The sequence below is a fragment of the Methanoculleus taiwanensis genome, assembly GCF_004102725.1.
Taxonomy (GTDB): Archaea; Halobacteriota; Methanomicrobia; order Methanomicrobiales; family Methanoculleaceae; genus Methanoculleus_A; species Methanoculleus_A taiwanensis.
In genome coordinates, this window is record NZ_LHQS01000002.1 from 391179 (window position 1) to 403990 (window position 12812).

General features: G+C 61.8%; 10 protein-coding genes. 5 read left to right on the top strand and 5 right to left on the bottom strand.

Going from position 1 to position 12812, the window contains the following annotated elements:
- Window positions 1-53: 53 nt before the first annotated feature.
- Genes glmM through ABH15_RS06800 form a run of 3 tightly spaced genes read right to left on the bottom strand, consistent with a single transcriptional unit; the run spans window position 54 to window position 2730 of the window.
- Entirely contained in the window at window positions 54-1406 is a 1353-nt protein-coding gene (gene glmM / locus ABH15_RS06790) for a phosphoglucosamine mutase (RefSeq protein WP_128693609.1), read from the bottom strand.
- A complete protein-coding gene (mobB, locus tag ABH15_RS06795; protein ID WP_128693610.1) occupies window positions 1403-2170 on the bottom strand; it encodes a molybdopterin-guanine dinucleotide biosynthesis protein B in 768 nt (255 codons plus the stop codon). Before mobB ends, glmM begins: the two co-directional genes overlap by 4 nt.
- Window positions 2167-2730, bottom strand: coding sequence for a DUF5806 family protein (locus ABH15_RS06800; protein ID WP_128693611.1), 564 nt, complete (start codon window positions 2728-2730; stop codon window positions 2167-2169). Before ABH15_RS06800 ends, mobB begins: the two co-directional genes overlap by 4 nt.
- 2070 nt (window positions 2731-4800) lie before the next feature.
- On the opposite strand from ABH15_RS06800, the gene xerA reads away from it, so the two are divergent.
- Together xerA and ABH15_RS06810 are read left to right on the top strand one after the other, a co-directional pair.
- Entirely contained in the window at window positions 4801-5721 is a 921-nt protein-coding gene (xerA, locus tag ABH15_RS06805; RefSeq protein ID WP_128693612.1) for a site-specific tyrosine recombinase/integron integrase, read from the top strand.
- Window positions 5722-5911: 190 nt separating this feature from the next.
- Window positions 5912-6838: an SDR family oxidoreductase gene (locus ABH15_RS06810; RefSeq protein WP_128693613.1), complete on the top strand. Its 927-nt coding sequence runs from the start codon at window positions 5912-5914 to the stop codon at window positions 6836-6838.
- A 44-nt stretch (window positions 6839-6882) separates the two neighbouring features.
- On the opposite strand, the gene ABH15_RS06815 is transcribed toward ABH15_RS06810, so the two are convergent.
- Entirely contained in the window at window positions 6883-8115 is a 1233-nt protein-coding gene (locus ABH15_RS06815; RefSeq protein ID WP_128693614.1) for a carboxylate--amine ligase, read from the bottom strand.
- Window positions 8112-8762, bottom strand: a complete 651-nt coding sequence (locus ABH15_RS06820) for a PHP domain-containing protein (protein ID WP_128693615.1) — start codon at window positions 8760-8762, stop codon at window positions 8112-8114. The genes ABH15_RS06815 and ABH15_RS06820 overlap by 4 nt, the downstream gene beginning before the upstream one ends.
- 519 nt (window positions 8763-9281) lie before the next feature.
- On the opposite strand from ABH15_RS06820, the gene ABH15_RS06825 reads away from it, so the two are divergent.
- Genes ABH15_RS06825 through wecB form a run of 3 tightly spaced genes read left to right on the top strand, consistent with a single transcriptional unit; the run spans window position 9282 to window position 12694 of the window.
- On the top strand, window positions 9282-10187 hold the full coding sequence (locus ABH15_RS06825; protein WP_128693616.1) for a Gfo/Idh/MocA family protein: 906 nt from the start codon (window positions 9282-9284) through the stop codon (window positions 10185-10187).
- Window positions 10188-10199: 12 nt separating this feature from the next.
- The gene (locus ABH15_RS06830) at window positions 10200-11633 is read left to right on the top strand and encodes a nucleotide sugar dehydrogenase (RefSeq protein WP_128693617.1); all 1434 of its coding nucleotides are present in this window, start codon (window positions 10200-10202) and stop codon (window positions 11631-11633) included.
- The gene (gene wecB / locus ABH15_RS06835) at window positions 11630-12694 is read left to right on the top strand and encodes a non-hydrolyzing UDP-N-acetylglucosamine 2-epimerase (protein ID WP_128693618.1); all 1065 of its coding nucleotides are present in this window, start codon (window positions 11630-11632) and stop codon (window positions 12692-12694) included. The genes ABH15_RS06830 and wecB overlap by 4 nt, the downstream gene beginning before the upstream one ends.
- The last annotated feature ends 118 nt before the right edge of the window (window positions 12695-12812 follow it).

The following is a 12812-nucleotide window of genomic DNA, read 5'->3' on the forward strand; positions in this document are numbered from 1 at the left end:
ACTCCCCGCGATCCAAGGGTTAAAGAAGGGGTGGACTCCCGGGCCGGGGGACATTACCCGGTGCCGATGACCTGTCTGATAGAGCGATATAAGGTTTCGGCGACTGTTTTGTCCCGCGACTCGACCATGATCCTGACCATCGGTTCGGTGCCCGATGCCCGCACGAGTGCCCAGGCATCGTCCCTGACGATCTTGATGCCGTCGGTACGGTCCTTCCGGTCGTCGGGGAATGCCGCATCGACCGCCCGGACGATCGCCGCAGGCTCCGGGGTCATCTGCTTCTCCTTGATGAAGTGGTATGCCGGAAGCCCGCCGAGCACCGTAGAGAGCTTCTCGCCCTGGCGGGAGGCCAGAACCGCCACCATCGTGGCGGCGGTCATCCCGCCGTCACGGCAGAACTGGTGGTCTGGATAGATCAGTCCTCCGTTCCCCTCGCCCCCGAAGGCGACGCTCACGCCGTCCTCGATCAGGCCGAGCATCCGCCTGGCGACGTAGATACTTCCGACGGGCGTATATTCTGTGCTGCATCCGTTCGCTCCGGCCACGTCCTCGATGATCCGGGAGGTGCTGACCGGGGTGACCACGATACCCTTCCTCTGTTTACAGACGTAGTCGGTGATCAGGGCAAACTCGTGGTTTTCCTCCACATACTGCCCCTTATCGTCGACGAAGACCGCCCGGTCGGCATCGCCGTCGTGCGCCACCCCATAGTCCGCACCGAGGCTTTTAACCATCTCCGAAAGACCCGCGAGCCCTTCGGGGGTCGGTTCCGGCAGTCTTCCGGGGAAGGTGCCGTCCATCTGTGCATTAATAGTATGCACCCTGCAGCCCATCCGCGAGAGGATGAGCGGGGTGGTCAGTGCGGCAGGGCCCGACCCCGGGTCGACGACCACCGTCATCCCGGTGCCTATGCCGGGCGGGAACAGGTCGACGATACCCTGAATGTACTCCTCGACCATGTGGTGCGCCACGACCTCGCTCCCTACCCCGTCCCACGACGATCCCGCGAAGGTGCCCGAGAAGTACAGGTTCTCGACCGCGATGGTATCCTCATCGCTCATCTCGGTGCCGTCGGCATCGATGATCTTCACCCCGTTGTACTCGGGCGGGTTGTGCGAGGCCGTGATCACGGCGCCGCCGTCGAAGTGCCGCCTGACGATGTACTGGAGTGCCGGGGTCGGGAGCACCCCGAGGTCCACCACGTCGCACCCGACCATCAGGAGCCCCGCCTTCACGGCGTGGACGAGCGCTTCGCCGGACGTTCTCGTGTCTCTCCCGACGGCGATCCGTCCCTTCCGCAGTGTTCCGAGCGCCGCACCGATCTTGAGGACGAGCTCCGGGGTCATTGTCTCCCCGATTACGCCCCGCACGCCGTTCGTTCCGAATAATTGTTTCTGGTTGCTCATGCCGTATCCGTCTCCTCGGGATTGTGAACCTCGCGCTTCAGCCGGTCTATCGCCGCGATCACGGCGGCGAAGGCCTCATGCCGGCGCTCTGCCAGTATAGCAAGATACGTTATATCTTCTCCGGCATACAGTCTCCCCTTCCGGTGGTGAAACCGAACGCCGATGATACCGTCGATCGCTTCCATCTCCGCTCTGATACTTTTGAGTTTTTCGTCGACGCTATCATCGAAGTCCATGTACTCGGTCCGCTCGCCGTCCGTCCATTCCCGGACGAGGCCGTTGAAAGTGAGGATGGCACCGGCACGGGTGGTGTCGCACTCCCGTCGGAGTTCCCGGACGAGCCCCTCGATCGTGAAGTAATCCTCGAACCGGTCGAGGGACGAGACGACCTCGTCGACGGTCGGGTTTCGCAGGATGACGTTCTCAGCCGCAAGGTCGCCCATGACGATCTTCGGGAACTGCCGTGACTTGAACCCCTCGACAATGGCGTACTCGACTCCGGCGTCGCAGAGCGTCTTCAAGACCTGCTCGAGATCCGCCTCGCGGGTTACCATGACCGCCTTCTCTTCATCGACACCGCAAGATATAGCAGCCCCTGATTCATAGTATTCCGTCGTGTCTTTTCCTTCCTCGAGGGCAAAGGGGTGGTGGCCGAGGTGTTTGACCGCACCGACGCTGCCCTGGTCCTTTAGCCTGCCGATGAGTTCGCGGGCAAAGTATGTCTTGCCGGTATTCGACAGGCCGACAATGTGGATGATCTTCATACAGTATCCTCTTCGTCACTTTCGGAGATGGTGTTCTCTTCGTCTGAATCCCCGGGCTGTGTCCGGGTCTTTAAGATGACCGATGCGGCCTCGGCCACGCCTCGCATCACGTCGGTGATCCGATCCTCGACATCGATCTCGTCGTCGATATCAAGCGACGTCCCTTCGACCTCGAGGAGGAACCGTGCGACCTCGCTTGCCTCGAAGAGGATCTCGTCGAGCTCGTCGGCGGTGAAGAATCCGCACATCGCTCCGTAGAAGAATGTTGCGCCGGCCTTCTTAACCTTCTTTTTAAAAGCGCTCCTGGCCTGGTTCACCGCCTGTGGCGAGTAGGTCTCGACCATGAACGGGCAGAGCTCGGGGAGGTGTTCGCCGATGAAGGTCATCTCTGATCCGCTCGTCGATTTGAAATCCGCACAGAGTCGGGCGATCGCCCATTCCCGGGCAGTGATGTAGGTATGTTTTCGCAGGAACTGGTTTACCCGCTGGTAGGTGGCGCCGTCGACCTTCTTGAACTTCTGATACTTCTTCGGGTCTTTCTGGTCTACAGGTTCTTCCATTTTGCTTACCCTCTTGGCACGTTCTGATATTCAATCCTGCTGGTTTTTCGCCCCGTATCAGCGCCTCGCTCTCCCGATAGAGCGCTCTACGGTGTATCCGGATCTGCGAGGCCGGTCATATGCCCATGCCCCGCGGTTGCCGCCGGGTTCCCGGCAGGAAGTGGTCGCTTCTTCCTTGCAGGCTCCGGACGAACCGCGGCCCTCGCTGCCCCTGTATAACATATAGCGTCATGTGGTTTATCTGTTCTGATTTCAGGCTCCGTCTCCCCTCTCCGATCCGCCGTTTTGACGTTTTTGGGGGCTCATCTGACTCTCAGGTCCTCCGCACGGCCTGTTTCCCTGCCCAGGGTGCCGGTGCAGACTCCTGTGGCGCTATTCGGGGGGTGAGGTCTGCGCCCTCCGGGTTTTCTGCTCTCTCCGGTGGGTGAAGTTGTATGCTGCAGTCCGGCTGGAAACGATGTGGTGGTCGGTTTCTGCCGGATCGCAGCATTCGCGCCTTGCTGGCGGTGGTAATGCGGATCGCCGGACTCCGGATGTCGTCAGCGAATGGGTCGGCCTCGCCCGCAGGCACGGTAACGGGGCGGTGTGCGGAGCGTCTCGGCTGGCGCCATGCCTTTTTCCGGCATTGTTTGCATTCGTCTCGATAGTTCCTGGGGCTCGCTCCCTGTGTGATGGCATGGGGCAGAGGTTGCTTGGCCGTCCGCTTTCTCGTCCCGGAACTGATCCCATCTTCTCTGTGGGCGGGTGGCTTCTTTCTTCAGTCTGCGGGTTCTTTTTGGGCGTCTTCTTTGGTATGCCGACACTCATGTCGGGCTGGGCCGGCGCTCCGGGTACGCAGGATACGCTTCGTCCTCGTTTTGGGGATTACGCGCAAAACGGTGGGCGTGGGGCTCTGTTGAATCCCCTCTGGGTGATATCTGCCTCTGGTCTTTCGGCGATATCTTCGGTCGTCCTTTCCTCTGTGGCGATCGGTCGCTCCTGTCCTCCGGGTGCTTGCTCGTGGGGGGTGTGGGATGATCCCTGGTGCTGTTTTTCTGGAATGCATTGGGAAGGGCTGGATTCGGGGCAGTATCTGAAAGGGGCGAAAATGTCGCCTTTCCTCTGTGAGAATTTTGACTGAGTTTCCCCCGAATACCTCCTGCTGGGGGACGGCCTGGCAGAAGGTGCATGTCACTCTTGGATGTCCTGCTGGGGGTCAGCTCCCCCGGGTATGCAGCGCAGATGGGTTTACCATCACCTCGTCGGGGTGTTCCTCTTCGGTGCCGTTATTCTTGAGTGAATGGGTAGGGCTCCGGAACAGTATTCGGGGTGCGTGAGCTGCCTTTCCTCGGGGGGACTTCGTTTGCGGCTCTCGCAATGCCTCTACCGGGAAGGGGGCTCCCGTAAAAACCACACGTCGTCACTGGACCTCTCGCATGGATCGGTTTCCCCGATGTGCGGTGCGGATGGGTTCGTCGTCATCTCGCGGTCATCGCTCCGGATGTACTGGGGGTGACGTGTCTGCTCGCACGTGGTGCTCCTCCCTCCCGGGGGGGGCGTCCGCGTATTGCACTTCTGACGGGAGATCTCCTCCTTTCAGGTATTGTTGTGTGGGTGTGTGCCCGTTCCTTCCTCAAAACGCGTCTGTGAAGGTCATTTATATGTGGGCGATCGGGGGGTCCTGCATCGGGTGGTGTGGTCGTTCCCCGGCAGTTTCAGTTTCGCCCTGCACGGCGGGGGATTTTAATATGGGGCGCCCTTCTTCTATTCGGGGTCCATCCCCGGGATCCCGTGGGGCAAACAGTCCCCGTTACCTCCTAAACAATGAACGGAACCACGATCAACTCCGTTACGGCCATCCCATACTTTTTCTGGTGCGATATCTCGTCGGTGCAGCGCTCAAATCCTGGAATGTCTCTCCCTTTCGTGCCTCCCGCTCGTGGCCTCCCGGGTTGGTGGGACGTTCGGTGCGGCATGGCGGATGCCCCTCTCGCTGCCCGTAACGATCGGTGTTTCGGACGTATCAATAAGTGTCGCAGAACAGATATTCTGCGACAAGTTTATCTGCGTCGAGATTAGACTAAATAGTCGATGGAAAACGGCTTTTTCTCCGACTGGCTCAATCGCTTCGCGCATTACCTCCGGATGCGGAATTACTCCTCAAAAACGGTCGCTAGCTACGACCAGACGGTCCGGCAGTTCGGCCGGTACGTCTGGCTCCGGCGGTCCGCCGCCGGGGATGCCGGGTCGTTTGACGAGAGGGATTTCGGGCACGCCCGGCTCGATGCGGGTGTCGAGGTCTCGGCGGCACTGGTCACGGACTTCCTCTCCTACCTCGTCGAGCGGCAGGAGTATCAGCCCCGGACGCTCCACCGGGTGATCTCGACGCTTTCGTCGTTTTACTCCTATCTCTACGCGCAGGGCGCCGTGACGACGAACCCGATGCTCGGGATCGACCGCCCCCGCATCAAGAATCAGGAGCTCAAGTACCTCAAGCACAGCCAGGTGCTCCGCCTCATCCGGACGATCGAGGATGACGAGGATCGGCTCATCGTGCGGCTCATCTACGCGACGGGCGTTCGTGTCTCGGAGCTCTGCACGATCAACGTCGAGGATATCGACTTCGAGGAGCACACTATCCGGGTCACGGGGAAAGGGGATAAGATCCGGATTGTCTTCATCGACGAAGAGACGCTCGCCGAGGTCGAGCGGTATATCGGGAACCGGATCGTCGGCCCGCTCTTTATCGGCCAGCAGGGAAATCACCTCTCGCCCCGCACCGTGCAGCGGATCTTCAAGAAGTACGCTCCCGACGGGATCACGCCGCATAAACTCCGCCACTCCTACGCAAGCGAACTCTACCGCCGCTCGAAGAACCTCCGGGTCGTGCAGGAGAACCTCGGGCACACCTCGATCAAAACGACCGAGATCTACCTCCATACGGATATCGACGAGCGTAGAAGGGTTTACCGGGAGTTCTTCCCGCTCTCGGATGGCAAGCGCGACGAGTGATCGATCGTGATGGATAAACCGGATACTGCTATATTGACGGGGGTTGGCGGGCGGATCCCTCGCCGGCGCCCATGCGATCCCGGGCGAACCTGCCGATCGTGCCGGTGCACGATCCCATAGTGCAGTATCCGGTTTATCGCCCATCTCCGGGGAGTAAGAATGAAATGGAAGAACGACCATCCTGTGTGATATGCGATACATCGTTACGGGCGGCTCAGGGTTTATCGGGTCGAACCTTGCAGACGCACTTGCGGAGAAGCACGACGTCGTCATCATCGACAATATATCCACCGGCAGACGTGAGAACGCCGAGCACTTCGCCGGCAACGAGCGGGTGACCTTCGTCGAGGGGAGCATCACCGATCTCACCCTCCTGATGGATCTCTTCCCGGGCGCCGACGGGATCTTTCACCAGGCGGCGATCCCCTCGGTCCCGCGGTCGGTGAACGACCCTATCACCTCGAACGAGGCGAACGTGACCGGCACCTTGAATGTCCTCGTCGCGGCGAAGGACTGCGGCGTCCGCAAAGTCGTCGCCGCATCGTCGTCGTCGGTCTACGGCGATACCCCCGTCCTCCCGAAGCACGAGGGCATGCCTCCAAACCCCCTCTCGCCCTACGCGGTCTCAAAGCTCACGGACGAGTACTACGGCAAGGTCTTCTCGGAGCTCTACGGGCTTCAGACCGCCTTTCTGCGCTACTTCAACGTCTTCGGCCCACGGCAGGACCCCGGCTCGGAGTATGCCGCCGTCATTCCGAAGTTCATCACGCGGCTGCAGCGGGGCGAGGCGCCGACGATCTACGGCGACGGGGAGCAGACCCGCGATTTCACGTTCGTTAAGGACGTCGTACAGGCGAACATCAAAGCGATGGAGAGCGATGCAGAGGGCGTCTTCAACATCGCCTGCGGCAGACGGATCAGCTTAAACGAGCTTGCCGCTATCCTGATGGATATCATCGGCGTCCGGGTAACGCCGGTCTACGAACCGCCGCGGGCGGGCGATATCAAGGACTCGCTCGCCGATATCTCGCGTGCCCGCGAAGCGTTCGGCTACGACCCGCAGTATACGGTCGAAGAAGGGCTTGCCGAGACGGCGGCCTGGTTCAAGGCAGATTGAACGGTTGGCAGGGCGGCCACCCTCTTTTTTACGTGCCGGGCGGATTAGAGATCCTTCGTGCACCGGGCACCCATTGTCCCGCTCCGGTTCCGTGACAGCAGCCGTCGCACCGTATACCGGAGGCCGCGGAGGCTGCCGTTCATCGTGCCGAGGATCGGGAGCGGGTCGTCGAACGAGAGGATGTCGTCGTACGCACATGGGTATCGGATAAACTCTCGCACCACCGCCGCCTTGCTCCGTGCGGTCTTCAGCGAGGAGGCGAGCCACATCAGATCGCCGGTGACCAGCCACCGGCACCTGACGCCTGCCGGGTAGGTGGTCCTCACGGGCACGTCGCCGTCGACGATCATCCGGTGGAGGTAGTAGGGAAAATCGACCCTGGCGGCGACCGGCAGTGCGAGCGAACCCCAGAATCGCCCGTTCACCTCGATGAGTTTCGGTATGCCGTCGCGGGCGTCCACCTTGAACTCCACCATGGCCACCCCGTGCCACCGGAGGTGTTTCATCAGCCTGAGGGCGGGCTCGGCGAGCCGCTCGTCGTAGATGCTCTCCCGCATCGTGCTGACGCCGCCGGTTATCGGGTACTCCCGGAGCCGTTTGTGCATGAAGAGCGCCCGCGGCTCGCCGTGGTGGAGGAGCATCTCGACGCCGTAGGCCTCGCCGGGAATATACTCCTGTATCAGGGGCATCTTTCCGCTCTTCTCAAGGATCTTCGACGATATTTCGGCAAGGCCGCCCGGATCCCGCACATAGTTCTCGGCCTGCACCTTGAGGGTGAAGGGTCTGCCGCCGTTCCACATCGTCTTTGAGCGCGACTTCACGACGACGGGGTACTCGATCTCCTCTGCGACGGCCTCGAGTTCATCCATGCTCTCGACAAAGTAGGTCTTCGGAATGGGAACGCCCGCTTCTATCGCGTGCCGGAACGTCTTCGCCTTATCCTGGGTCAGCAGCATCCGGTCGTAGTCCGGGAACGGCACCCGGGTGTACTGTTCGAGCCTCTTTTTGTAGTACGAGATGGGGAGCGTGGTTATCTCCCGTGTCGCGTAGAGGACGTCGTACTCCTCCCGGGCAAGGAAGTCTTCCAGCCAGTCGATGTAGGCGTGGCAATCCTCCTGCGGGTCAGGGTGAACGACGCTCTTTGTCACGTACTTCGAGAGCGATGCGGCGGAGAGGCGGTAGTGCTCTCCTGCGTGAACCTCGACGCCACTCCTCCCGAGCGACCGTACGACGGCCAGACTTGCCCGCTCCCCTCCGTCTGTGACAAACACCTTCATACGTTCACCAGTTGCTTTATTCTGGCCATGCAGCGGCTCATGCCGTGGGAGAGATAGTACTGCCGGGGAATGCCGATGCACCTCCTTCGGGCAGAGAGCAGCGCTCTGCGGACGTCTTCCGGGTCGCTGCCGTCAGCGTCGATCCGCGTCACCACCCTGCCGATCTCAAAGCATGCATGGGCATCGCTGCCGGTTACCGGCTGCTTCCCTGCGGCGGCACAGAGTGCTTCCGCTCTGCTGTTTCCTTCCATCCGCGACCGCCCATTTATCACTTCGATGAGGTCAACATCAGGCACGAGCGCTGCGGGGTCGCCGCGTCTCCGGTAGGGGTGGGGAAGGAGGACGATGCCGTCCTGAGCCCGGATCGCCCGGACGGTTTCGTCAAATGACCGCGGTGCAATCTCCTCCGCGAGGAACAGCCCGATGATATCGCCGCGATCGGTCAATATTTCCATCCCCGGAATGACGGTGATACCGTATCGCCGTGCCTCTTTCTTCAGATCAGAGCGTGCATATGCTGCCATTGTATTATGGTCGGTGATCGAGACGACCTCGATCCCTCGCTTGCGTGCTGTTTTCAATATTCTCTGAAGACTTGCAAAAGAGTCGTAGGAGTACTTTGAGTGAATGTGCAAGTCAAGATCCACAGGGCCGCTCCTCGCCGTCAGGATTGTCCGGCACCTTTATATTACTTTCCCTGATTTTTTAGTATTCCCTGAGTCCGGAAGCCTGCAGGGTAGGCGGGGATCCCGGTTTTGCACGAATTTCGGATGAATCGGTGTTGGGGTATTCGGGGCATCCTGGTGGCTCCATAGGGGGGTTCCGGCACCTCTGCATGTTGAAGGCAGTATCCCTCCTTTTAATGAGGCTTATTTCGTGTTTCCGGTTGTTATGTTCTCTTCACGCCGGTATTGTGAGTGCCATGCCCCTCGATCTGATGCATTCTGGCCGGGGAGATCGCCATCGTGGAGGCGAAGGGTAGCGCCGCCCGACCTCCCGGAGTGCACTGGTTGGGATGCTGCCGTCCGGTCAGACGGCGACCACGAGGTGTGGATCCGGATCTCCCCATTTCCGTTCCGAAACGGCCAATCAGAACAATTATTTTATGCTATGCAGATCTCATCTGACACAACCGGAGCTCGATCGATAAACCGGGGGGAATCTGTTTGGATGTAGGTGTTATTGGTGTCGGTGTCATGGGGAGAAACCATGTCCGCATCTATTCCGAGTTAAAACGCGTCGATTCACTGTATGTGTACGATCTCAACCGGGAGGCGGCAGAAGGCCTTGCACGGAAGCACGGTGCCGAGGTCTCTTCGAGCCTCGCCGAGATGCTCGGGAGTGTGGAGGCGGTGAGTGTCTGTGTCCCGACGGCCTACCACCACGCTATCGCAGAGCAGGTGATGGAGCAGGGTGTCTCGCTGCTGATAGAAAAGCCGATCTGCTCGACGGCGGCGCAGAGCCGGGAACTCCTCGCGAAGATCCCGGACGATCTGACGGTCGGGGTCGGGCACATCGAGCGGTTCAACCCGATCGTCGAGGAGATCCGCAAGATCATGGACACGCCCCTCTACGTCGAGTTCAAGCGGCACAACCCGGCCTCAGGCCGGATCACGGACGCCTCGGTCGTCGAGGATCTGATGATCCACGACATCGACATCATGCGCAACGTCCTCTTCGATGGCGAGTATACTCTCACCACCGGCGGCACCGCGGACGTCTGCAGCGCCCTCTTCACCTTCGGGAAGACGCCGGTCTACCTCTCGGCGAGCCGAAAATCCTCAAAGAAGATCCGGTCGGTCTACATCGAGCAGGAGGATATGACGATCGAGGGCGATTTCATGACCCAGGAGGTCTACGTCTACCGGAAGCCCGAACGCTACTCCTCCGAGAACGAGCGCTACGTCCAGGAAAATATCATCGAGAAGGTGCTCGTCAACAAGGTCGAACCGCTGAAGGTCGAGCTTGCGACCTTCCTCGACTGCGCACGGCAGAACAAACCCTTCCCGATCACCCCCGATCAGGCGGCGGCGAACCTTGCGATCTGCGAGGAGATCGCCCGGGCATCGTGAGCAGGTACCACCATGACATCTCCGTTACAATCACGCATCGACGCACGAGGCCCGATCCGCCGGGTCGGCGTCATCGGCATGGGCTACGTCGGGATCCCGGCGGCCGTCCTCTTCGCCGACGTCTCGTCTATCGAGCAGGTCTACGGCTTCCAGCGAAACTCTCCCTCCTCCGGCTACAAGATCGATATGCTCAACCGGGGCGAGCTCCCCCTGAAGGGCGAGGAGCCGGGGCTCGAAGACCTCATCAAAAAGACGGTGGACGCGGGCACGTTCCGGTGCACTGCGGATTTCTCGCTGGTAGCCGAGTGCGACGCCGTCACCCTCGCGATCCAGACGCCGTTTGCGAACCCGAAAGATCTGATCCCCGACTTCACTCCGCTCGTCGAAGGCCTCCGCCAGACCGGCCGCTACCTGACGCCGGGCACGCTCGTCGTCCTCGAGTCGACGATCACCCCCGGCACCACGACCGGCATGGCGAAGGAGATCCTCGAAGCGGAGTCCGGGCTCGCCGCCGGCATCGACTTCGCCCTCGCCCACGCCCCCGAGCGGGTGATGGTCGGCCGGCTGCTTCGGAATATCCGGGAGCACGACCGGATCGTCGGCGGGATCGATCCGGTCTCGACCGAGCGGGCGATCGAGCTCTACCGGCCGGTGCTGACGCTTGGCAAAATCATCCCGATGACCGCCACCGCCGCCGAGGTGACCAAGACCGCCGAGAACGCCTTCCGCGACCTCCAGATCGCCGCCGCGAACCAGCTGGCGCTGCACTGCGAGGCGATGGGCGTCAACGTCTACGACGTCCGCGCCGGCGTCGACTCCCTGAAGGGCGAGGGGATCACCCGGGCGATTCTCTGGCCGGGCGCCGGGGTCGGCGGGCACTGCCTGACGAAGGATACCTGGCACCTCGAACGCGGGGCGCAGATGCTCGGCGGCGACCTCGACTACCCCCACGGACAGGAGTCGATCTTCGGTGTCGCCCGCTCGATCAACGACTTCATGCCCCGGCACATGGCGACCCTGACCCGCCAGGGGCTCGAGCGGGTGGATAAGCCCCTCGCCGGTGCGAAAGTTGCCCTCCTCGGCTGGGCGTTCATCAAAAACTCTGGCGATGCCCGGAACACCCCCGCCGAACCTTTCTACGATCTCGTGACCGAGGCCGGGGCGACGGTCACCGTCCACGATCCGTTCGTCGAAGACGACGTCGGCGTCCCGATTGAGACCGATCTGAACGCGGTACTCGCCGGCGCCGATGCGATCGCGATCTTCGCCGGCCACGATCTCTACGGCAGGCTTGACCCGGCCCGCGTGAAGCACCTGACCGGGCAGGAGCACCCGGTGCTTGTCGACGGCAGGAACGTCGCCGATCCCGACGCCTTCATCGGCGCAGGCTTCGTCTACAAGGGGATCGGCCGGGGCGACAAGAACAATCATCCGGTGAAGGGATGAAGATCGTCTCGGTCGTCGGCGCCCGCCCGCAGTTCGTCAAGTGCGCCCCGGTCTCGCGGGAGCTCCGGTGCCGCCACGAGGAGGTGCTCGTTCACACCGGGCAGCACTACGACCACGGGATGTCGGCGGTCTTCTTTGACGAGCTCGCCATCCCGAAGCCGGACTACAACCTCGCCATCGGCTCCGCCTCGCAGGGGCGCCAGACCGGGGCGATGCTCGCCGCGATCGAGGACATCCTTATCAACGAGGAGCCGGATCTGGTGCTCGTCTACGGCGATACCAACTCGACCCTCGCCGGGTCGCTCGCCGCCGCGAAGCTCCATATCCCGGTCGCCCACGTCGAAGCGGGCCTCCGGAGCTTCGACCGCAGCATGCCCGAGGAGGTGAACCGGGTGGTGAGCGACCACGTCGCGGATCTCCTCTTCTGCCCGACCGAGACGGCGGTGAAAAACCTCACAGCTGAGGGCGTGACCGGGGGCGTCCACCTCGTCGGGGACGTGATGCTGGACGCGCTCCTCTTCAACCGGACGATCGCGGAAGAGCGGTCGCGGATTCTTACAACACTTGACCTCGCTGAGGGGGAGTACCTCGTCGCGACGGTGCACCGGCAGAGCAACACCGACGATCCACGGGCACTCGGTAGCATCGTCGACGCCTTCATCGCCCTCGACGAGCCGCTCGTCCTCCCGCTGCACCCCCGGACGGCAAAGTACCTCCGGGAGTACAACCTCTACGACCGGCTCGCCGCCGCCCCGCACGTCCGGCTCGTCGAACCGCTCGGCTACCTCGATATGCTCCGGCTGCTCGCCGGCGCCCGGCTCGTCCTCACCGATTCGGGTGGCGTCCAGAAGGAGGCCTACCTGCTCGAGGTGCCCTGCGTCACCCTCCGTGAGAATACTGAGTGGGTGGAGACGGTCGAGGATGGCTGGAACGTCCTCGTCGGCACCGATACGGCGGCGATCACCGACGCAGTCCGCGATTTCGCCCCGTCCGGGAAGCAACGGGCGGTCTTCGGAGACGGGGACGCGAGCCGGAAGATCGCCGGGATCCTTCGCAGGTGACCTCCTGAAGAGTCCGAGCACCTCTTCGGCAGCCCTTCCTTTCGCCGCCACCGGGGGGAGCATCTGCGCTCTTTCGTCTCTTTCCGGTGACGGCGCCCGCAAGGAGTGCCGCACCCCG

What these genes read in the sequence shown, in the direction of transcription:
- xerA (WP_128693612.1), top strand. Translation starts at nt 4,801, where the DNA reads ATGGAAAACGGCTTTTTCTCCGACTGGCTCAATCGCTTCGCGCATTAC.
- mobB (WP_128693610.1), bottom strand. Translation starts at nt 2,170, where the DNA reads ATGAAGATCATCCACATTGTCGGCCTGTCGAATACCGGCAAGACATAC.
- wecB (WP_128693618.1), top strand. Translation starts at nt 11,630, where the DNA reads ATGAAGATCGTCTCGGTCGTCGGCGCCCGCCCGCAGTTCGTCAAGTGC.
- ABH15_RS06815 (WP_128693614.1), bottom strand. Translation starts at nt 8,115, where the DNA reads ATGAAGGTGTTTGTCACAGACGGAGGGGAGCGGGCAAGTCTGGCCGTC.
- glmM (WP_128693609.1), bottom strand. Translation starts at nt 1,406, where the DNA reads ATGAGCAACCAGAAACAATTATTCGGAACGAACGGCGTGCGGGGCGTA.
- ABH15_RS06800 (WP_128693611.1), bottom strand. Translation starts at nt 2,730, where the DNA reads ATGGAAGAACCTGTAGACCAGAAAGACCCGAAGAAGTATCAGAAGTTC.
- ABH15_RS06830 (WP_128693617.1), top strand. Translation starts at nt 10,200, where the DNA reads ATGACATCTCCGTTACAATCACGCATCGACGCACGAGGCCCGATCCGC.
- ABH15_RS06810 (WP_128693613.1), top strand. Translation starts at nt 5,912, where the DNA reads ATGCGATACATCGTTACGGGCGGCTCAGGGTTTATCGGGTCGAACCTT.